The organism is Paraburkholderia strydomiana (assembly GCF_031456815.1).
GTDB lineage: Bacteria > Pseudomonadota > Gammaproteobacteria > Burkholderiales > Burkholderiaceae > Paraburkholderia > Paraburkholderia caledonica.
Map to the genome: position 1 here is coordinate 162964 of NZ_JAVDVL010000006.1, position 21241 is coordinate 184204.

General features: G+C 56.7%; 14 protein-coding genes. 4 read left to right on the forward strand and 10 right to left on the reverse strand.

The features are described 5' to 3' along the window. Position 1: 1 nt before the first annotated feature. From eutC to J2W46_RS18080, 6 genes are all read right to left on the reverse strand, one after another. A complete protein-coding gene (eutC, locus tag J2W46_RS18055; RefSeq protein ID WP_310355340.1) occupies positions 2-829 on the reverse strand; it encodes an ethanolamine ammonia-lyase subunit EutC in 828 nt (275 codons plus the stop codon). Beyond that, positions 826-2220 (reverse strand): ethanolamine ammonia-lyase subunit EutB, encoded by a 1395-nt coding sequence (locus J2W46_RS18060; RefSeq protein WP_310355341.1) that lies wholly within the window; start codon positions 2218-2220, stop codon positions 826-828. The genes eutC and J2W46_RS18060 overlap by 4 nt, the downstream gene beginning before the upstream one ends. 43 nt (positions 2221-2263) lie before the next feature. Then, on the reverse strand, positions 2264-3667 hold the full coding sequence (eat, locus tag J2W46_RS18065) for an ethanolamine permease (protein ID WP_020067337.1): 1404 nt from the start codon (positions 3665-3667) through the stop codon (positions 2264-2266). Between the two features lie 347 nt (positions 3668-4014). Continuing rightward, positions 4015-4341 carry a hypothetical protein gene (locus J2W46_RS18070; RefSeq protein ID WP_310355342.1) on the reverse strand — a complete coding sequence of 109 codons (327 nt, stop codon included), beginning with the start codon at positions 4339-4341 and terminating at the stop codon, positions 4015-4017. A gap of 41 nt (positions 4342-4382) precedes the next feature. Further along, on the reverse strand, positions 4383-5141 hold the full coding sequence (locus J2W46_RS18075) for a polymorphic toxin type 44 domain-containing protein (RefSeq protein WP_310355343.1): 759 nt from the start codon (positions 5139-5141) through the stop codon (positions 4383-4385). 294 nt (positions 5142-5435) lie between these two features. Then, positions 5436-6005, reverse strand: a complete 570-nt coding sequence (locus tag J2W46_RS18080) for a hypothetical protein (protein ID WP_310355344.1) — start codon at positions 6003-6005, stop codon at positions 5436-5438. Positions 6006-6472: 467 nt separating this feature from the next. On the opposite strand from J2W46_RS18080, the gene J2W46_RS18085 reads away from it, so the two are divergent. Genes J2W46_RS18085 through J2W46_RS18100 form a run of 4 tightly spaced genes read left to right on the forward strand, consistent with a single transcriptional unit; the run spans position 6473 to position 12936 of the window. After that, a complete protein-coding gene (locus tag J2W46_RS18085) occupies positions 6473-9328 on the forward strand; it encodes a type VI secretion system Vgr family protein (RefSeq protein ID WP_310355345.1) in 2856 nt (951 codons plus the stop codon). A 3-nt stretch (positions 9329-9331) separates the two neighbouring features. Beyond that, positions 9332-11317, forward strand: coding sequence for a phospholipase D-like domain-containing protein (locus J2W46_RS18090; protein ID WP_310355346.1), 1986 nt, complete (start codon positions 9332-9334; stop codon positions 11315-11317). Between the two features lie 2 nt (positions 11318-11319). Continuing rightward, the gene (locus J2W46_RS18095) at positions 11320-12627 is read left to right on the forward strand and encodes an SEL1-like repeat protein (protein ID WP_020067342.1); all 1308 of its coding nucleotides are present in this window, start codon (positions 11320-11322) and stop codon (positions 12625-12627) included. 21 nt (positions 12628-12648) lie between these two features. Next, the gene (locus J2W46_RS18100; protein ID WP_084690089.1) at positions 12649-12936 is read left to right on the forward strand and encodes a PAAR domain-containing protein; all 288 of its coding nucleotides are present in this window, start codon (positions 12649-12651) and stop codon (positions 12934-12936) included. Between the two features lie 111 nt (positions 12937-13047). Here the strand turns inward: J2W46_RS18100 and J2W46_RS18105 are convergent, their stop codons facing one another. From J2W46_RS18105 to gyrB, 4 genes are all read right to left on the reverse strand, one after another. Continuing rightward, entirely contained in the window at positions 13048-13809 is a 762-nt protein-coding gene (locus J2W46_RS18105; protein ID WP_241077867.1) for a hypothetical protein, read from the reverse strand. Between the two features lie 46 nt (positions 13810-13855). Continuing rightward, entirely contained in the window at positions 13856-15268 is a 1413-nt protein-coding gene (locus tag J2W46_RS18110; protein WP_020067344.1) for a hypothetical protein, read from the reverse strand. 2 nt (positions 15269-15270) lie between these two features. Then, positions 15271-17949, reverse strand: a complete 2679-nt coding sequence (locus J2W46_RS18115) for a type VI secretion system Vgr family protein (protein ID WP_310355347.1) — start codon at positions 17947-17949, stop codon at positions 15271-15273. A 790-nt stretch (positions 17950-18739) separates the two neighbouring features. Continuing rightward, positions 18740-21211, reverse strand: a complete 2472-nt coding sequence (gyrB, locus tag J2W46_RS18120; RefSeq protein ID WP_020067347.1) for a DNA topoisomerase (ATP-hydrolyzing) subunit B — start codon at positions 21209-21211, stop codon at positions 18740-18742. Positions 21212-21241 lie beyond the last annotated feature (30 nt).

Sequence of the window (21241 nt, forward strand, 5' to 3'; positions counted from 1 at the left end):
GTTATTCCGCAGTTGAGTTTGGGTTCGGGTTCGGGTTTGCGCTTGGTGCCGCCTCAGCGCCGATTGCGGCTGTTGCCGGCGCGCCCGGCAGCGATGCGTCGCTATCGTCTTTCAGGCCCACGCCGGTGACGCCCAGCCGCCGTGCATGTGTAAGCAGATAATGTAGTTTGTGCGCGGCGAGCGGATAGTCGAGTCCTTCAGGACGCACGTTTGAAATGCAATTGCGTTGTGCGTCGCTGCAGCCCACTTTCGGCGCGTAGGTAATGTAGACGCCGAGACTATCCGGCGAACTGAGACCCGGCCGCTCCCCGATCAGCATCACGACGATCTTTGCATTCAGCAACTCGCCGATCTCGTCGCCGAGTGCAACCCGTGCCTGCCGCGCGACGACAACAGGGCCGATCGCCCAATCCACGAGTTGCGGAGTGACGGCTTGCAACAACGGAACGGCTTGTTTCGACGCGGCAAACGCCGACAAGCCGTCGCCGATCACGAACACTACATCGGGCGACTCGTCGGGTAATTGCCCGAGCGCTGCGCGACTCTCTTCGGATAAGCGCCGACCAAGGTCGGGACGCCGCAAGTAGTGCTCGCGGTCGGGCGCGGCGCTGTGCACATCCAGCGTGCTGAAGTTCTGCGCACGTAGTTGCGCGTGCAATGCGTCTGTGTCGAGCGGATGGTGCACGGCGTCACGCGCTTGTGCATGCGAAAGATTGAACGCGAGTAAAGGCGCAGTGGGGAGGCTGTTGCCTGCTCGACCCAATGCAATACGCGCGTTGGTGAACTGGCGCAGTGCATTCCAGGGGTTCTTGTCGACAGAGTCGCTCATTCGATACCCATCCAGTCGCGCACACCTTCCAGCAACGGTTGTTGTGTCGACGCACTCAGCAATGCGCCGCGCGCGTCGGCGATCTGCATCGACTCGAGCCATTCTTCAAACTCGGGTGCGCGGCGCAAGCCGAGAACATCGCGCACATAGAGTGCATCGTGGAAAGAGGTGCTCTGATAATTGAGCATCACATCGTCTGCACCCGGAATGCCCATGATGAAGTTGATGCCTGCCACGCCGAGCAACGTGAGCAGATTGTCCATGTCGTCCTGATCGGCTTCCGCATGATTCGTGTAGCAGATGTCGCAACCCATCGGCACGCCCAGCAGCTTGCCGCAAAAATGATCTTCGAGACCCGCGCGCGTGATCTGCTTGCCGTCGTACAGATATTCCGGGCCGATAAAACCCACCACGGTATTCACGAGAAACGGATTGAACTTACGCGCGACCGCATAGGCGCGCACTTCGCAAGTCTGTTGGTCGACGCCGAAATGCGCGTCCGCCGACAACGCACTGCCCTGCCCCGTTTCGAAGTACATCAGGTTGTTGCCTACAGTACCGCGCTTGAGCGACAGCCCCGCTTCGTACGCTTCCTGAAGCAGCGAGAGTGAGATTCCGAAACCGGCGTTCGCTTTCTCGGTGCCTGCAATCGACTGAAACACGAGGTCGACGGGCGCACCTTTTTCGATGGCGGCGATCGTGTTGGTGACGTGCGTCAGCACGCACGATTGTGTCGGCACCTGATAGCGCTGCCGGAATTCGTCGACCATCACCAGCAGTCTGGTGATCGCTGCAAGATTGTCGCTGGCCGGGTTGATGCCGATCATCGCGTCGCCACAGCCGTACATGAGGCCGTCGAGCATCGAAGCCGCGATGCCCTTCACGTCATCCGTCGGATGATTTGGTTGCAAACGCACCGACATGTGTCCCGGCAAGCCGACCGTGTTGCGAAAGCGCGAAATCACCGGACGCTTGCGCGCCGCTGCGATCAGATCCTGGTTGCGCATGAGCTTTGACACGGCTGCGACCATTTCAGGCGTGAGGCCGGCGGCGATGCGCGTGAGCGCATCGGCATTCGTCGTTGTGCTCAGGAGCCAGTTGCGAAAGTCGCCTACCGTCAGATGCGAAATCTCGGCGAACGCCTGCGGCGAATGATCGTCGATGACGAGACGCGTGACTTCGTCGCTTTCATACGGAATCAGCGCTTCGTTGAGGAACGTGCGTAGCGGCACTTCGGCGAGGGCCATCTTCGCGGCCACGCGCTCCTCTTCGCTCGCCGCCGCGACGCCTGCGAGTTGATCGCCGGAGCGTTGCGGGCTCGCCTTCGCCATGAGTGTCTTCAGATCGGCGAAGCGATAGGTACGGCTGCCGATTGTCTCCGTGTAGCTCATTTTTACGACTCCAGCGCCGCTGCTCGCGCAGCGGCTTCATCCGTCATTCTTCGAGCAATGCGTCCGCCGGCGCGGCCTCGCGTTGATGGCGCGTCAACAGAAAATAGACGTAGCCTAGCGCGAGGAAGATTGCGAACACTACTGCCACCAGAAAGTTGAAGTACACCATGGTCGCCAGACAGATTACCGCGGCGACCAGCGCGAACGCCGGGAACAGCGGAAACAGCGGCGCGCGGAACGGACGCTCCATGTTCGGCTCAGTGCGGCGCAGCTTGAAAAGCGACAACATACTGATGATATACATCACGATAGCGCCAAACACGGACATCGTCACGATGTTCGCCGTGAGTGTCTGCCCGCCGAACTGGATCAGCTCGTCACTGTAGATCGCTGCGATGCCGATCACGCCGCCGGCCAGAATCGCGCGATGCGGCGTCTTGAAGCGCGGATGTACCTTGGAGAGCCACTCAGGCAGATAGCCCGCGCGTGCCAGCGCGAAGATCTGCCGCGAATAGCCGAGGATGATCCCGTGAAACGACGCGACCAGACCGAACAGGCCGAGCCACACGAGCATGTGCATCCAGCCGCTGTGTTCGCCGACGATAAACTTCATCGCTTGAGGCAACGGATCGTTGATGTTCGACAGCTTGGTCCAGTCGCCGGCCGCGCCTGCGAACACCATCACACCGATGGCCAGCACGACGAGCGTCAGGATGCCGGCGACGTAGGCAATCGGGATCGAGCGTTTCGGGTTTTTCGCTTCTTCCGCGGCCATAGCAACGCCTTCGATTGCGAGGAAGAACCAGATCGCGAACGGAATGGCCGCGAACATGCCGTTGAACGAGCCCATGCTGAATGTATCCGCGCCGGCCCATCCGCCTTTCGTGAAGTTAGACCACTGGAAGCCTGGCGATACGACGCCCATGAAGACGAGCAGTTCGAAAATCGCAAGCAAGGTCACACACAACTCGAAAGCCGCCGCGATCTGTACGCCAACGATATTGAGCGCCATGAAGATGAGATACGCGCCCATTGCCGCGTGTTTCGGCTCGAGGCCAGGAAACTGCACGTGCAGATAGGCGCCGATTGCGAGCGCAATGGCCGGTGGCGCGAACACGAATTCGACGAGCGTCGCCGCGCCGGCCAGATAACCGCCGGTCGGACCGAACGCGTGACGCGCGTAAGCGAACGGGCCGCCCGCGTGTGGAATCGACGTGGTGAGTTCGGTGAAACTGAAAATGAAGGTCGTGTACATCGCGGCAATAAAGATCGCCGTGACGACGAAGCCAAGCGTACCGGCGCTCGCCCATCCGTAGCTCCAGCCAAAATATTCGCCGGAGATCACGAGGCCAACCGCGATGCCCCAAAGCTGCCACGTGCCGAGCGTCTGCTTCAACTCGTGATGCGTGACTTTACCGACGTGCTGACCGCTGGACTCTGATTTCATCGGGCGCTCCGTGAGTTTGCCGCTGCTCGACGCCGCAAGGCTTTGCGGTGTGCGGGCAGGCAGGCTTTCGCCGATGGTAGTGAGCCATTATTCGAGGTGGTATCGAAATTCGGCAAAGATGGGGGGTGGTGGGAGGGGTGGGTGGTTTGCTGGGGGTTTGTGGGCGCTCCCCCTTTGGTTCTTATAATTTTTGTATGTGCAGGCGCGTTGATGCTTGTGGAGAAAATCATGGCTGCATCCGGCTGGATCCAAACAGCATCATCAACGTCTACTTGGACACGCGCACCCGACTGACATAGCTTTTAGAGGTTCAACACCTGCCACAGTACAACTCGCCGTCTTCAACATCAAAAGCGGGCAAGGAAACCATGCTTCGTGTCCGTTCGCTCGATCTTCGTCCCTGCGTCGATATACACGTCGACCCGGCTGTAGGGTGGCTTGATGTCTACACCGTCGCGACTCGCAAAAGGCAAACTCACTTCGATCCACGCATCCCGCGATGCAAACATGGGCGTATAGAATTTTTCAGTCTGCCCAGGTGCCAGTTCACCGCGAGTGATTTGATCATTTTCGTTCAGGAAATAGGCCACCGGCTTCTGGGCGTCGGCCGAGTAGTGCAGCACGATCACCGGCCGGCAGAAGAACCATGCAGCCAGCGCGATTGCGCACAGCAAGACAATCCATTTAAGTCGTCGAGAAAGCATTTGCTAGTCGGTCACTGGGAGCATTGATGCGGCCTCTTGGCCGCAGCGTCACCTGCGCCCCAAGGCATGGGAACGGCAGATATCTTGCGAAGCAGAAGGTCGGTCGTCAACTCGTTCGGCTTCGCGGACGCATAGAGATCAATGCCGAGTTGGATCGAAATATGATCAGGCACATCGTCGGCGCTGCTCGGCCATGTGCCGTTTTGCGGATGATTCTGCATGGTCGGCCAGCGTCCGTGAGACACATCGCGACTAGCGTCACTGGCAGCCTGCGCGAGACCAGCACCGCCAATCAGCTCACTCGCGCTGAAGCCGACCGCCACGCCGACATAGCCGTAGTGAATGTTCGACCAGATATCGTAAAAGTAGTCGTCCTGTCCGTATTTCTGCCAGCCGCGATTGAAATTTCCTTTTGCTTGCAGTGCATGGCGGATGATAGGTTTGTGGTCCCACGGACGATTCGGTGCGACCCGATCCGCCCACATCTGATATGCGGCAAGTTTTTGCCCTGCGGCCATGCCGTAAAAATCGGGCATCCCGCCAAGCTTTGCGTACCACGGCAGGGCGTTCCACTTTGCCGTTTCCGCGGTTGGATCAAAACGATTTGCCTCCGCAATCTTCCTCCCTTCGGCCGTGAACGGATTTTTCTTCATTTCGTTCACGATGAATTCCGCTACGGCAATGGCATCGTTCGGATCCGCACAAAGCCGGACTTCTTTTGGGTCGACGTCGGCGATCGGCGTCGTCTGAAACGCAGCGACAAAACGCATTGGTTTCCGCCCGGCAGCGTTGCGTTGCTGGCTCCTGCAACCACGTGGCAGCGCCTGGTGCACGACATAGCCGCGCCATCGAACGCAAGTTGCTGGCCGTGGCTGCTGAAAGTCGGATCACCTTCCGTGACCGTCGCTCCACATGCAGCGCGGTCGCCCTGACGAATCCAGCCGCGGATTTTCATAGCCCATTCGCTCCCGAAACCGCATCTTTTTCGATACGCCGCGCCCCTCCTGTGCTCGAGGCAAACGACGTCAATGCGAGTGAACGCACCGTTTGCATGGGCAACAAACTTATTTGGCTGTGCATGCGTTGAAGAACATTTCGACACTTCGCAGCGATAGGGGGCGCTCGTCTTTCACAAAGGTGATCGAAAGTCTGGTCAGTTGCTGCGACATTACGCACGGGCCAGTGGGCACGTCATAGTTGACTTCCTGAACGCATTCGTCTTTCGGAAAGCGCTTGGATGTGCGCAGATTGTCGACTGACGGCTTGCCACCTCTGAGCTGCCCTTTCATATAGGTGAAGTCCGGCCTCTCGAATGCAAAGCCTGAAAATAGCTCGCTGTGAGCGTTAAACGTGCGGATCAGCCAGTCGATCCTGTCGCCGGTCGGGCTCCCCCCTTGTTCCAGGCGGCGTCCCTCGGGCGCATTGGTCAGCAATTCAAAGTTCGACTTGTCCACAGATTTGGCGAACGCATTGGCATTTGGAAAATGCGCGAAGAAATCCCGTTGCAGAGACTGCAGATCGGACGGAGTAATACAACTTTCCTGAGGCTGGGCCAACGCCGAATTGCATGCCCAGAGGGCCCATATCACGAGTGCTGCCGCGAAGGATCTTTGTACTGCCTTAACGTGTTCCATGACCTTTGGGATCTTTAATGTGATGCAGTTTGTTGAGTTCTTCAGCACTTGCTTCGGGTAGCTGCGCTCCCAAACTTCACTGCGCAGAATAAACGATCATCATATTCAGGGCACAACATCTCAGGATAGCCAACGCAGTCTTTCGGCCAGCGCTTCCGAAGAACGTTGCCGGGCTTCTCAGCTTTCCCGCCAGCGAACTTGTTATGTGAAATTTGTTACCAACCCAGTTGATGAAATACCCGCTATCTGACTGGCGCCAGTACAAATTTGGCCTTGCAGCAGTTGCAAACGGATACGACTGTCAAAATAACTGTTTGACAGATTACCGATATGCGAAACACATACGCGGGTAGCGGAAATAAATACCGCTTTACACTTGTTAATATTAGTTGGCTGGCTGATTAGTCTGAAGTTTTGTAGAATTCGCGCTGAGCGCGATGGCTCAGTCAGCTAACAAAAGAGGCGGCATGGGAGCGCAGGACATAATCGGGGTTATAATTGGCGGACTCGCCCAAGGTGAGCGCCTCTTGAAACTGGACAGCCCACTCGGCGAAAATATTTTGCTGCCGCAGCGGATTGTCGGTTATTCACGCGTTGGCCGCCAATTCGAATTTACTGCCGACGTCGTTTCCGTATCTGCAAATCTCGAGCTCAAGACCTTAATTGCGCAGCCCGTCACGTTGTGGATCCAGCAAACTGACAAATCCTATCTTCCACACCATGGCTACGTGCACACGGCGCGACGTCTCGGATCGGAAAGCGGACTGACAAGCTACCAGATTGGCTTTGCGTCGTGGACGCATTTCCTGCGCTTTCGCAACGACGCGCGGATCTGGCAGGACAAGTCCGCGGACCAGATTCTGGCCGATGTCTTTACCTTGCATCCCCAGGCGCAAGGGGCATTTCGCTTCACGCTGAGCAAGCCGCTACCCTCGCGCTCGTTCTGCATGCAATATGAGGACGATTGGAACTTTGTCCACCGGTTAATGGAAAGCGAAGGCCTTTTCGGATACTTCGAACAGGCTTCCGACGGCAAGTCGCATACGCTCGTCGTCACAGATAACCTCGACTCATTTCCGCCACTTTCACCGCAAACCGTTCAGTTCTATCGGGCGGGCACCAACAGCGAAATCGACGCGCTCGTGCAGTGGTCCGGCACGCGGACACTGCAAAGCACGACGCTCACAACACGCACCTTCGATTACAAGGCACCGAGTTCCCCGGACAATCCGAAAGGCACGACTGTGCCGACCCTCACGACCCAAGGAAATCTGCCACAACAAGCAGAGGTCTACGAATACACCGGCGCCTATACCTACGGCGAACAGTCCCGCGGCGATCTTCTTTCGAAGACCCGGATGGAGGAATGGGAATCTCGGGCAAAGCGATACTTCGGTGCAGGTGGTGCGCGAAGCGCGGATGCCGGCCACTGGTTCCAACTGGACAATCACCCCGAGCACGAAACAGATAGCGTGCAGAAACGGCAATTCGCGATCATCGAGACCACCTGGTTCGCTGAGAACAACCTGCCGGCATCAACCCAGGCCGCAGACTTCCCAAATAGCCTGAAGAGCGAACTGGCGTCGGTCAGGGCCAGTCACGCGTCCGAAAACGAATTAAAGGTCATATATGCGGACGGCAGCGAAGGATTCTTCCTTGTTGTACTTGAAGCGCAACGCAAGGTCGTCCCGTATCGCAGCCCATTCGAACACAACAAGCCGAAAATGTATCTACAGTCGGCGCTCGTCGTTGGACCAGGCAACGAAGAGGTCTATACGGATTCGCTGAATCGGATCAAGGTACATTTTCATTGGGATCGGCTCAATGCCGGCGACGAGAGGTCGACTTGCTGGGTACGCGTCGCCATGTCCGATACGGGCAGCGGATACGGTGCCGTCCATGTGCCGAGAGTCGGCGAAGAGGTTCTGGTCGATTGGGTAGACGGCGATTGCGATCGACCACTGGTAACCGCGCGAGTCTATAACGGCGCGGCGCAACCGCACTGGCATTCCAATGGACTACTGTCTGGCTACAAATCCAAAGAATATCAGGGCAGCGGCTATAACCAGATGGTGATGGACGACGCAACGGGACAGAACCGCATTCAGCTTTATAGCAGCAGCACGAATGCGCATCTGCATCTGGGGTATCTCATCGATCAAAGCGGCAACATGCGGGGCAGCTACCTTGGCAGCGGGTTCGATCTGAAATCAGATGCATATGGCGCACTTAGGGCGAGCCGCGGCTTCTATGTTTCGGCACACCCCGCCGTCAGTCAGCCGCTTGATGCGCGGGAAGCCAGCAACCAGTTGGCTAACTCGGAAGGCGTGATCAGCGCCCTGTCACAGGCTAGCGAAACCGCCCAAACCGAAAGTCTGAAGGACGGTCACGCTGCTCTGCGCAATTTCGCCGATGCCACACAAAACAGTACAACCGGGGCAATGGCAACCGGCGGTAACACGGCAGGTGGCGGCACAGGCAGCGCGAACACGTTCAGGCAGCCAATGATGTTGATGGCTGCGCCCGCGGGTATCGCGTTCGCAACGCAGAAGTCGGTTCATGTTACGGCTGACCAGCACGTCAATCTGGTCAGTGGACAGAGCACGCACGTTGCGACGGGCAAGTCGCTAATTGCGAGCGTGACGGAAAAGCTCAGCCTGTTTGCACAAAGCGCGGGTATGAAATTCTTTGCGGCAAAAGGGAAGGTCCAGGTTCAGGCGCACGCAGACAATGTTGAGATGACTGCCCAGAAAACGTTGAGACTACTCTCTGCGACCGACGTGCTACAGGCCGCTGCAAAACAGGAGATTCTTATAACGTCGAGCGGTGCATATATCCGGGTCAAGGACGGCAACATTGAGATTCATGCGCCGGGAAAGATCGATATCAAGGGTGCACAACACTCATTTAGCGGCCCAACGCGGATGGATGTCACCAGCCCGTCGTTCAAAGACATGCCCACTCAGCGATTGATGATCAACACCATCGCGTCGCCCTCTGCAACGAGTGTCATTCCAGAAGGTATGCCGTACAAGCTCTTTGCGGACGGCGCGCTGGTAAAGCAAGGGGTCATTGACAGCACTGGCCAGGTTCCCATTGATCATCATGTCACCACGCAACAATATAGACTGGAGCTGGCGAACGGTGTTACTCATGAGGTTCCCGTGCCCGCCGACTATCGGGGTGATGCGGCCAATGGCACGCTGGCGAATCAAGGGTTCCAATTTCATGAAAGCATGCCGGGGAGCAAATTTGCCTCGGCAGACCGGGCCGTACATCGGCAGGCATACAACGATCTGCTTAACCCCTCTTCGGACGCATAGGTCATGGCAACACCGAATCCGACCATTACCACACCAATTGCCTTGAACTGCACGAAAAGCGCTACGGCAACTCTGCCGTGGTTCGTGCAAAAAACCGAGTACGATCCAGCGCCCTGTGCGTTCAGACCGCTGGTGAATGGAGAAGAAGCATTCGGCGCGGTATATGACGCAATCGTACTTGCAAAACATTCCGTCGATATCATTTGCTGGGGCTTTCAGCCATCGATGCTTTTCAAGCGTAACGGTAGTGGTGTGCCGATTGGGCAACTCCTCGTTCAGAAGGGAGAGGAAGGAGTCAAGGTGAGACTGCTCTGCTGGCAGGATGACATCCATCTGGCGGAGTGGAGCGAAAACAACATGCCGGGTAACAATGCGGCAACCGCAGTAAAGCCCTACCTCGGTAAATCGGTCTACGCTCACATGTCGATGCTGTCACCCGACTATCAAAATAACACCGAACGGGAGTTCGACACCGAGTGGTACAGGCGTGCCAACCTGACCAATGTGACGTCGCGTCTACCCACACCCGGTGCATTGGCTGACGCGGCAGTTCGACGGATTGATCGGAAAGAGGCATTCAAGAATTTTGAGTTCGCCACGCGAGACTTCAACCCGGTCAATCGAATAGAAATAGCGTGGCGTACCTTTTGGCACGGTGAAGACTCGGCACGGAGTACACGAACTGCAGCTCAAAATAGTGCTTCAATGGGCGCGCTCGAACCCACTCATCATCAGAAAATGGTGCTGGTCGACTATGAATACCCTGATCTGGCGCTTGGCTTCGTCATGGGCCATAACATGCTGGATCAGTATTGGGATACTGACGCGCACAGTTTCGCACGGATGCATCCCCGCTTTGGGCGCAGCGGTCCTTCTCCATGGCAGGATATCTCGAGCCGGGTCACAGGCCCTGTGCTGCAATTTCTCAACGACAACTTCTGCCAGGCATGGGACGACGCGACGGGCCAAAGTCTGGGCAAATCGCGCAAGCGCTCTCCCACGCAACTATGCGCGTATCGCAACACGTCAGGCGACACACCCCTGATGGCGCAGGTGCTGCGTACGCAATCACAGGCGGGAAGTCGTGACATCGAAAAGATGTATCTGCAGGCAGTGAACAATGTCACAAAGCACATTTTTATCGAAAACCAGTATTTCAGATGGCCCCCGCTTGCCGAAAAGATCAAACAGGCCGTCAAGCAGCAAGCCACCTGGGGGCGCGATCTCGCCAAAAATCCTATCTACCTCTTTGTCGTCACGAATTCCACCGATGCAGCGGTAGGTACGGGAACGGTCAATACGTACCGGATGCTTCATGCGCTGGGCCGCGATGATTCGATCCCTGAGGTGAGCCGCCTCGAGCAGACCGATAGCCTGGCGAAAGAGCAAAAAGATGTGGAAGCACAACTTGAGCGCGAACAGCAGGCTGAAAAGAAAGTAGAAACCACTGGAGTCGACTTTTCATCCGTTGCTGGCGCGATGCAGTACCTCCAGCAGAGCCGGATGATTCAACAGGATCTTTGGCAAAAGCTGGCTGATATCAAACAAAAGCGCCGCGACGTGGCCGACCGCAGCAAGCAAATTGTTCCAACGGAGATCACGGGACTCAAGGTTCATGTCTGCACGTTGGTCGCTCCCGATTCGCTACCGGGAAATTGGCTCCCGGTATACGTGCACGCGAAGCTGATGACCGTCGACGACGCATTCATGACGTTGGGCTCGGCGAACATCAATACGCGTAGCATGGAAGCCGACAGCGAGTTGAACATCTGCCACGATAATGGAAATGTTTCCGGGGATCTACGGCGCCGGTTGTGGAGTCTTCACACTGCTGGTTTAGGTGCGAGCGATGACCCTAAAGCAGCTTTTGGCGCGTGGCGCGACATCATTACAAACAATACGGAATTGCAAAGCGCAGGCAAAAAGCCACCGTATGCGTCTCTTGTTGGTTTTATGCGAACCTCCAACGTTCGCAGTTATTCGGACTGACCATGCTCGGAAAATGTTTGATCGCAGCGCTGTTTTTTTGCCTGTTCGGCTGTACGCATAAGGACGATCCCTTGACTTCTCTGCCTGATATGAGCGCCGTGCGCGCAAATCTTGCGTTTACCTGCACGCATGAGGCTGACCATCTGCCGACACTGGATCCGCAGGCAGACCTTCTGTTCAAGTACGCGCGTTTCCTGCAGAACGCTGATGGCCCCAAGAACTTCAATGATATCGCCCGTTACTACCGGATTGCAGCAGCCCATGGGCACTACAAAGCCAATCAAAACGCGCAACTCCTGATTTCTCAGGGAATGGCCGACTCACCTGACGCGCCAAAAGAGAGCATTTCTCTTGCTAGTCAACTGGTCGAACAGGGTATACCCGGCGGCTACTATGATATTGGCCACTACCTCGAAATCGGCTACGGCTTGAAACAGGATCCCGAGTTGTCGCTACGCTACTTCCGTAAAGCGGCTGACCTGGGAAACCCCGAGGCGCAAGGGTATGTCGGAGACCTTTTGTCGCCGCACGACAAAGCTCCAGAAATAGCTAGACAGATGCGCCAGTGCGCGGTTGATCAGGGCTATGGCAAAACTGCGGGTTCGCTTGGCGTTAACCTCAAAAATGATGACCTTCAGGCTGATGCCGTAAGAGTATTCCAGAAGGGTGTAGAGAGCGGCGATGCGCAATCAGCATCATTTTTGGGAAACGGATTCAAGGGACCGCCTCAATCAGACCGGCTGTACTATCTTGCCTTGCCAAACGACCCCGAACGTACGCACCGTTACGAGCAAATCGGCAACTTCCTCGACGATAACGAAGGTCGAAATCCCAAGGTCCCCGACATCGACAAGATTGTGCCTTTGCCACCAGCGAAACTTCCGCCGTGGGATGGCACATTCCAGTGGGAGAAAGAGCGGGCGGCGGCCGTTCCGCCGCAGAAGCCGTCCGATGAACTCATCGACCGGTTGAGCAAGGAGAAGAATCTTGATCCGGCTACGGGACTGCCGCTGGCCGGGTCCTCGAGCAAGACATCGCAGAACGAGCAGCCCGCAAATGTTGCGACAAGGGTGCCGCTTGGTACTGTCGCGCAAACAGGTGAGCAGTGTCCGGAAGAAGGCGTATGGTGCGCAAAGCTCGAAGCTGGTCAGATTGGCGACGCACAGCGGCGCTTCCTGAAGGGGGACACGCTACCCTCGATTGTTGTACATGAGCCGCGAAAGGTTGCGTTGCTGGACCGCTGGATCGGTGCCCGGCAACATCTCGCAAAGGTTGAATGGCAACTGGTTGCCTACAGCGACCAAGCCTAACAGGCAAAGAACAGGTCCACAATGAAGCGATTTCTGATTCTGAACGGGGACAAGACGACGTCGAATGGGACCGTCGTCGCCCGATCGACCACGCTCGAATTGCAGGGTCGTCAAATTGCGCACGAAGGCGACGATGTCTCATGCCCAGCCTGCCATTCGACCGGGAGGATCCAGTGCGACGGGCCGCGTCTGGCGATGACTGGACCGGATGGGCGACGGGCAGCGCTGAACGACGATCTGTGCATCTGTCACTGCAACCCACCGCCGAAACTGGTCGCTTCCCAAGGTTCGACTTCTATTGAAGTCTGACTCTATAAGCTCGCGGATCGCTTGCCACCGCCACGTTCCACGACGCGCGGCCAAAGCCTCGCGTTCCAACAAACGCGGGCCGCATCGCTTCACATAATGTGGCCCGCGCCGCTAGTCAGCGACCAACACAGGCTTGCGATGTTCCTTCTCCAGTTTTCTGGGCAGGCTGACCATCACGAGATAGAGCCGAACAATCAGGCCGGCAAACCAGAGTGACACGGGCATGCCCAACACCGCCAGGGCAAACAACACACCGTTCGTTCCGAAGTTTGACGACAGTAGCCGACCCAGTATCAGATAGAACGGCGCGATACCGAAGACGAGATAGGAATAGATTTTTGGAAGAGGCGAGCGCTCTTTATTGAGTCGCTCGAACAGTGCCATTCCTGCTTGCGTTCGATAACGAAAGTCGGATGCGTTTTCTTCGAAAGCCCGTTTGACGAAAGAGGTGTTTGTGATCGTATGCATCACCGCTTGCCGTGTCATGACTGCCCAATACAGCGTCAACACAAACCCACCAAGCAGCCCCGGCCAACGCAGAAGGGGCGCCATCGGTGCAAATACGAAGTAGTAGAAATAGGCGAATATGCCAAAGAAGAAGTACATGGCAAATGTCGCAATTGATAGTATCAGCCCGCATACCCACAGCAGGTTCGAACGGCGGTACATCATCGAGACAGCAAACGGTACGAAGAGGCAAACCAGCGTAACCAGTAGTCCGATTTTCCATGGCAATCCGGATACCGCAAGATCATCCGCATATGCCGCGTACGACACACCAGCGCCCAGTACGGGAAATATGAAGTTCACCGGCGTGGCTTTCTTCGTCATCTCCCAAACTGCGTCTTTCGGTTCGGTCTCGGGCTTCGTCATCGATTGCGATCGTTGCATCTGGGCTCGCTTTCCGGTGGATGCCATCTCACGGCATGTACATCATGGGGTACTGATCATAGTCTTTGGGCATCGACTTTTCCAGATATTCGGCTGCGTGCTTCATCGACTCCCCGATAGACCGAAACCATGACGTCACATGCTCGGTGGTGTGGGTTTTCTTGTCGATCCAGTCAAGTCCATAGCCTACCGCGACCGCCACAAGGACAGTTCCTACTACGATTACCGACACCGGTAAAGCAACGGTTCCTGCGAGTAGCGCGACGGCCGCGCCGACCGCCATAGACGCAATCGCCGCACTCAAACCCGCCTTCGCAAGATCGATCCCAATCTTGCCCAGCAGGTCGGCGATGTCCTTCTTTCTCTTTCCGTCTGGACCGATTTCCTGGTAATCATGCAGCCATTCAGCCGTATCAAGCGTGATGGTAAAAATCAAAGCGATCAAGCCAGCTTTCTTGAATGCTCCTTTGGATCCCTCCCACGCGGCAGCCGCGCCCGACTCGGCCGTACCCGCTCCCCCTGCAATCGTCAGTACTTTTTCGTTTCTCACGCCGTACCGCGCGGCCGTCACCAACTTACGCAGTCGAGGGTTGCCAGTGAAAACAACGTAAGTCTTTTCCCCGACGTTCTTGTGAACGATCTTCATTAATCTGAACTTCTCCCCCCAAAGCTCCTGAATCCACTGCTTGTTGTCGTTCAGAAATGCCGTCGCACCAGCCAGTTGTCCTATTAGCCAGTTCCGTGTCGCAATCTTGTTAGTGTCTATGGCCGTATCTTCGGCGCCACCTGCAGCCAGCGTATCCACGACTTCCTTGGGAATCGAATTCTTGTCGACTTCAAAGACGTGCGCTTCCTGCATCGGCTCGACGGTGGTGCGAGGTGCCAGCTTGATCGGCAATGGGCACGACCAGAGTTGATCCGCGTGTAGCGGATCAAACGGCGGGGCAGGGCGCAGATAGTCGGGGATGGGCGGCTGCGGGTACGTGATCAGCGGCGCTACGCTAGTCGGCTTCGGCGATGCCGAAGCGGTTGGCGGATGCGAGGCGTGATTCGTACCGATCGCGATGATGATCGGCTCAGGCTTGGCTTTCGGCGACGAGGCGGTATTCACTAAACCGAACATCTGCATCGAATAGTTCTGGTACACCTTGCCGTCCTGCTTGAGTATCAGATGCCCCTTGAAATCCCTGCTGATCCAGATGTGATAGCGCTGGCCGTCCTGGAACTGCCCCTGCTTGACGCGCTTCTTTTTGGTCACGTCATAGATCCAGTCCTCGGTTGCCTCGATAGTGTAGGTGGCGCCTTTCTTCACCTGGATATCGAATACCACATCACGGTGCTTGCGAAGCAGAACTGTGATGTCGGTCTCGGCCCAGCATTCAACCGGTTCACCCGGCAGATCAATGCAGACGGTATGTTGGATAAGGGGACGGTCGCCCATTTTTATTCTCCGCTTCGCTTGACTTGGTCTGCCACGAACTTGCCGAAATCGATGCCCTTCAATTCGCCCTTGCCCTCTCCGTCGAGAACGACGTTATGCAACGCACCATCCTCCGACGCGAGCTTGATCGGTTCACCTTCGGGCACATTGCCCTCTGCGTCCATATAGCGGATTCGCATGTCGGCTTTCTTGCCTTCCGCGTTGTAGGTTCGACTGAGGCTCGTCGGTCCACTGAACGAATGATCACTACCCTTGATGTCGATCTTGCCCGGCGCGTGGATCTCGATGTTTCCGTCCTTGAGACGGATATAGGCGCCGCCTGAAGTAAGCAGAATCTCCTGCTTTGCAGCAGCATCGATACGCTCGGTTGCAGACAGTAACTTCAAGCTCTTTTGAGCGGTGATCTCGAGGTTATCTGTCTGCGCCTGAATCTCGACCTTGCCTTTCGCCGCAAACAGCTTCATTCCAGCGTTCTGCACAAACAGGCTGACCCTTTGCGCAGCGCTCACCAGCAACGATTTGCCGGCCGCGATATGCGTGCTTTGCCCGCTGACCAGATTGATGTTCTGATCGGTCGCAACGTGAGCGGATTTTTGCGTCGACAGCGCGACACCCGCAGGCGACGCGAACAGCATGACTGGTTCCTTGAACGCGTTGGCGCTGCCAGTACCGCCTCCTGCCGTGTTGCCGCCCGTGCCTGTTGTGCCCTGCACGCTGTTCTGAGTCGCATCGACGAACGATTTAAGCGAATCGCTCCCGTCCTTCAGGTTCTCCGCCTGATGCGTCTCGCTCGCCTGCGAGAGTGCCTCGATCAGGCCTTCCGAATTGCTTAGCTGGTTGCTGGCGTTGCGCACATCGAGCGGCTGGCTCGCCGCGCCACTGGTAGGGTGGGTCGACACGTAAAGCCCCTGCCCCGCCCTGACCGCGCCATACGCATCGGATTTCAGATCAAACCCGCTTCCGAGATAGTCACCGCGAGCGTTACCGGTCTGACTGATGAGATACCCAAGATGCAACTGCGCGTTCGTGCTGCTGCTGTAGAGCTGCACGCGGTTCTGTCCGGTGGCATCGTCCATGACCATCTGGTTGTATCCGCTGCCCTGATATTCCTTCGACTTGTACCCGGAAAGAATTCCGTTCGAATGCCAGTCGGGAGCTTTCGCGCCGTTGTACACGCGTCCGGTGATGACGGGACGGTCGCAGTCGCCGTCGACAAACGACACCATCACCTCTTCACCAATCCGCGGCACGTGCACCGCGCCATAACTGCCGCCAGCGTTAGACTGCGCGACCCGCATCCAGCACGACGCCTTCTCGTCCCCGGGATTCAACCGGTCCCAGTGCATCTGTACCTTGATCCGGTTGAGTGTGTCGGTGAAGACCTCCTGGTTGGCCGGACCGACTACCGTCGCGGTTTGCAGATGCATCGCGGGTTTGTGGTGCTCGAGAGGGCTGCGGAAAGGCACTGTTCGCCGCTGCGTTTCGACATTCGCCATGAAGAAGCCTTCGCTGCCGTCGCCTGAACGGATCGTCATTCCCTGCGCGCCGTGCTGTGCGCGGGCGGCGGCAAGGTGAGCGTTCAGGCTATGGGGGAAGTCTGTCGTGCTGTTTGATGCAGGCAGATTGTTCTCGATCGCCCATTCAACACCGAGCACCGCGAACTGTCGCTCCTGTTCACCGCCGGAGCTGTGATCCGGGTGGTCGGCGAGTTCAAACCAGCGGCCCGCGTCGATACGCCGGACCGCTCCAACACCATGAAAGCGCTTCGCTCGCGATTCCCATTCCTCCATCCGTACCTTTGACAGCTGATCGCCGCGCTCCTGTTGTGCATAGGTATATGCGCCGGTGTACTCGTACACCTCAGCCTGCGACGGCAGATCACCCTGTGTGGTAAGTGTGGGGACCGTGGTGCCCTTCGGATTCGCGGCGGACGACGGCGCCTTGTAGTCGAACGTGCGCGTCGTGAGGGTCGTGCTCTGCAACGTCCGGGTCCCGCTCCACTGCACGAAGGCGTCGGTTTCGCTATTGGTACCGGATCGATAGAAGTTGACCGTTTGCGGTGACAGCGGTGGAAAGGCGTCAAGATTATCAGTGACGACCAGCGTATGCGATTTGCCGTCGGCGGCCTGCTCGAAATAGCCGAACAGACCTTCGGTCTCCATCAGCCGGTGACAGAAATTCCAGTCGTCTTCGTATTGCACGCAAAACGATCGTTGCGGCAATGGATTGCGCAATGCGAAGCGGAATGCACCTCGCGCCTGCGGATGCATATTGAAGACATCGGTGAGAATCGCATCGACTGACTTATCCTGCCAGATTCGTGCATCTTTACGGAAACGCAGAAAATGCATCCATGAGGCAAACACGATCTGATAACTGGTTAGTGCGCTATCAGAACCCAGACGACGGGCGGTATGAACGTAACCGTGATGCCCGGCGTACGACTGGTCCGCTTGCTGCATCCACAGCGTGACAGGTTGGGCGATTAGCTTTTTCAGTTCAATACTGTCATTCGTCGAGACGGCATCGAGCGTAAATTCATAGTGACGGCCAACCCGGGAATGGCCCACCAGCCGCTGCGGCAGTAAAACATTAATGCCTAACGGACTGTCCAATTTCAGGAGGCGTCCCGTCTGAGCGAGTCCGCCAGTAATCGCACCAATCAGGTCCTGTGCTCCCATACCGCCTCTTCTTATTCGGCACGCGCCCCCGCGTTATCGCGCGATTCTACATAAAATCAAATGATTATCGCAATCCCACTTTAAAAAACAAATGTTAAATCGGTAGCTCTTCCGCAGCGAAATCATGCGTTCGCAATATCGGTAAAATTAACCAGAGCCGGAATTTGATCGATTACCTACATCTTCTTACATGTGTGCGAAAAATAGCGTGGGCTTTATGTACAACGCCTAAGCTTCGTACGCCGTTTCCGTACACTGTTCATGTGCGTTTCTGTGAATCCAATCATGTCCAGTGCCTTTGCTCACTGTCGTGTCAGCACGCACGAATACCCGTAGAAAGAAATTCCGACGTGGTGAATGGTGTTTTTTACCACTGCGCTTTGAGTTCAGTTGGAAGAAGAAGGATGGTGCGCAGATTCTCGTAATCCTTGAGCGAGCGGTTTAGCCGTCCAACGAAGGGCTTTCCGTGCGCATGACGCGATTTGCAATGCATGGGGTCGATGTCGAGACGGGTCAGCCCCTCCAATCGCCGCCCCTCCGTCTCTGGGCGTTGTCGAATATGAGCAGGTGCGGCGTGCCGAAGACATCAAGGACGTAAGTCAGGCCGAGCTTCGCAAGCCTGGCTTTCTTCGAAAACAGGATGGATTCGACGTACTGCAAGTGCCTCACGCAGCCCGCCGTCGGCAGATTTCACATTTTGGTGACCTCACAACTATTAAGAAAAAAGACCCATAAGTTTCTCAACTTATGGGTCTTTTTTTCTCAGGTTATGCGTCTACCTACAACACCCTCAAACATCAATATTCCCAGCCCTAAGCGCATTAGACTCAATAAACGCCCGCCGCGGCTCCACATCATCCCCCATGAGCGTAGTGAAGATCCCATCAGCCGCAATAGCATCTTCGATCTGCACTCTCAGCAAACGACGCACTGCCGGATCCATAGTCGTCTCCCAAAGCTGCCCGGGATTCATCTCACCAAGCCCCTTATAGCGCTGCTTGGAAACGTTACGCTCAGCATCAGCCAACAACCACTTCATCGCAGACTTGAAGTCGCTAACAGCCATACTCCGCTCACCGCGCTTGATAACGGCACCAGGACCAATCAATCCCTTGAATGTATTAGCGGTATTGACCAGTTGCTGATAATCGGCGGTCAGCTGAAACTCTTCGTCCAGCACCGAAACCTTCTGATTCCCGTGATGCGTCCTCGCCACGCGCAGCGACCGCAACTCGCGCACCGGGTCATACATCGTCGTAACGGTGACTTCGGGCTTCAGCGCGTCGTCCCGCAGCTTAGCCTCGAGCGCTTTCGCAGAAGCCTCAGCGGCATTTTCGCTAGAGAGATCGATGACGACTCCATCCATCACAGCCTCGAGCGCTCCAGCGTCATACAGCCTGCTCAACCGGTTGACCACCGCCTGCGCAAGCAGGTAAGCACGCGCCAACTCGCCCAATGCATCGCCGGTAATTGCCGTGCCATTCTCAGACGGCAACAATTCCGAGCCCTGTAACGCGAGCTTCAGAATGTGAGCATTGACCTCGTTCTCGTCCTTCAAATACCGCTCGTCCTTACCCGCCTTGATTTTGTACAGCGGCGGCTGCGCGATATAGATATACCCGCGCTCGATCATCTCCGGCATTTGCCGATAGAAGAACGTCAGCAGTAGTGTCCGGATGTGCGCGCCGTCCACGTCGGCGTCCGTCATGATGATGATGCGGTGATAACGCAGCTTGTCGAGGTTGTAATCCTCTTTGCCGATACCGCAACCCAGCGCCGTAATCAGCGTCACGATCTGCTCCGAAGAAAGCAGCTTGTCATAACGCGCCTTCTCCACGTTGAGCACCTTGCCGCGCAGCGGCAAAATCGCCTGAAACTTCCGGTCGCGGCCCTGCTTAGCCGACCCGCCTGCCGAGTCACCCTCGACGATGTAAATCTCCGACTTCGCCGGATCCTTTTCCTGACAATCCGCGAGCTTGCCCGGCAAACCAACGCCATCGAGCACGCCCTTGCGACGCGTCATCTCACGCGCCTTGCGAGCGGCGTCGCGAGCACGCGCTGCATCGACGATCTTGCTGCAGATAATCTTCGCGTCGTTCGGCGTCTCGAGCAGGAATTCTTCGAGCGCCTTCGCGACCACATCTTCCACCGGCGCGCGCACTTCGGACGACACCAGCTTGTCCTTCGTCTGCGCGCTGAACTTCGGCTCCGGCACCTTCACCGACAGCACGCACGAAAGCCCTTCGCGCATGTCGTCACCCGACGTCTCGACCTTCGCTTTCTTCGCGACTTCGTGATCGGCAATGTACTTGTTCAACACGCGCGTCATCGCTGCGCGCAAGCCGGTCAAGTGCGTGCCGCCGTCGCGCTGCGGAATGTTGTTCGTGAAGCAGAGCACGTTTTCGTTGTAGCTGTCGTTCCACTGCATCGCCACTTCCACGCCCACGCCGTCCTTCTCGCCGCTCACGTGGAAAATGGTCGGATGCAGCACGCTCTTGGTTTTGTTGATGTACTCGACAAAACCCTTCACGCCGCCGACAAACGCGAAATCGTCTTCCTTGCCCGAACGCTGATCGGTCAGGCGAATCCGCACGCCGTTATTCAGGAACGACAACTCGCGAATCCGCTTGGCCAGAATGTCGTAGTGATATTCGACATTGCCGAAGATCGTCTCGTCCGCCATGAAATGCACTTCGGTGCCGCGATTTTCGGTCTCGCCCACCACCTGGATAGGCGACACCGCGATGCCGCCGATCTCTTCGATCACACGGTTTTGCGGCACGCCACGGTGGAATTCCATGAAGTGCTTCTTGCCGTCGCGACGAACCGTCAAACGCAGCCATGCGGACAATGCGTTCACGCACGACACGCCCACGCCGTGCAGGCCGCCCGACACCTTGTAGCTGTTCTGGTCGAACTTGCCGCCGGCATGCAGTTCGGTCATCACGATTTCGGCCGCGCTGCGCTTCGGCTCGTGCTTGTCGTCCATCTTCAGGCCGGTCGGCACGCCGCGGCCGTTGTCGGTGATCGAGATGGAGTTGTCAGCGTGAATGATCACCTGAATGTCGTTGCAGTATCCGGCCAACGCTTCGTCGATCGAGTTGTCGAGCACTTCGAACACGAGGTGGTGCAAACCAGTGCCATCCGATGTATCCCCGATGTACATCCCCGGCCGCTTGCGCACCGCCTCCAGACCTTCGAGGATCTGAATGGACGAGGCGCCGTAGCTGTTGTCGGGTTGCGTATTGTTCGTTTCAGTCATGGATTTTTTCCGGTTCTGCATTACTGCTGG

What these genes read in the sequence shown, in the direction of transcription:
- eutC (WP_310355340.1), bottom strand. Translation starts at nt 829, where the DNA reads ATGAGCGACTCTGTCGACAAGAACCCCTGGAATGCACTGCGCCAGTTC.
- J2W46_RS18060 (WP_310355341.1), bottom strand. Translation starts at nt 2,220, where the DNA reads ATGAGCTACACGGAGACAATCGGCAGCCGTACCTATCGCTTCGCCGAT.
- eat (WP_020067337.1), bottom strand. Translation starts at nt 3,667, where the DNA reads ATGAAATCAGAGTCCAGCGGTCAGCACGTCGGTAAAGTCACGCATCAC.
- J2W46_RS18075 (WP_310355343.1), bottom strand. Translation starts at nt 5,141, where the DNA reads ATGCGTTTTGTCGCTGCGTTTCAGACGACGCCGATCGCCGACGTCGAC.
- J2W46_RS18080 (WP_310355344.1), bottom strand. Translation starts at nt 6,005, where the DNA reads ATGGAACACGTTAAGGCAGTACAAAGATCCTTCGCGGCAGCACTCGTG.
- J2W46_RS18085 (WP_310355345.1), top strand. Translation starts at nt 6,473, where the DNA reads ATGGGAGCGCAGGACATAATCGGGGTTATAATTGGCGGACTCGCCCAA.
- J2W46_RS18090 (WP_310355346.1), top strand. Translation starts at nt 9,332, where the DNA reads ATGGCAACACCGAATCCGACCATTACCACACCAATTGCCTTGAACTGC.
- J2W46_RS18095 (WP_020067342.1), top strand. Translation starts at nt 11,320, where the DNA reads ATGCTCGGAAAATGTTTGATCGCAGCGCTGTTTTTTTGCCTGTTCGGC.
- J2W46_RS18100 (WP_084690089.1), top strand. Translation starts at nt 12,649, where the DNA reads ATGAAGCGATTTCTGATTCTGAACGGGGACAAGACGACGTCGAATGGG.
- J2W46_RS18105 (WP_241077867.1), bottom strand. Translation starts at nt 13,809, where the DNA reads ATGACGAAGCCCGAGACCGAACCGAAAGACGCAGTTTGGGAGATGACG.
- J2W46_RS18110 (WP_020067344.1), bottom strand. Translation starts at nt 15,268, where the DNA reads ATGGGCGACCGTCCCCTTATCCAACATACCGTCTGCATTGATCTGCCG.
- J2W46_RS18115 (WP_310355347.1), bottom strand. Translation starts at nt 17,949, where the DNA reads ATGGGAGCACAGGACCTGATTGGTGCGATTACTGGCGGACTCGCTCAG.
- gyrB (WP_020067347.1), bottom strand. Translation starts at nt 21,211, where the DNA reads ATGACTGAAACGAACAATACGCAACCCGACAACAGCTACGGCGCCTCG.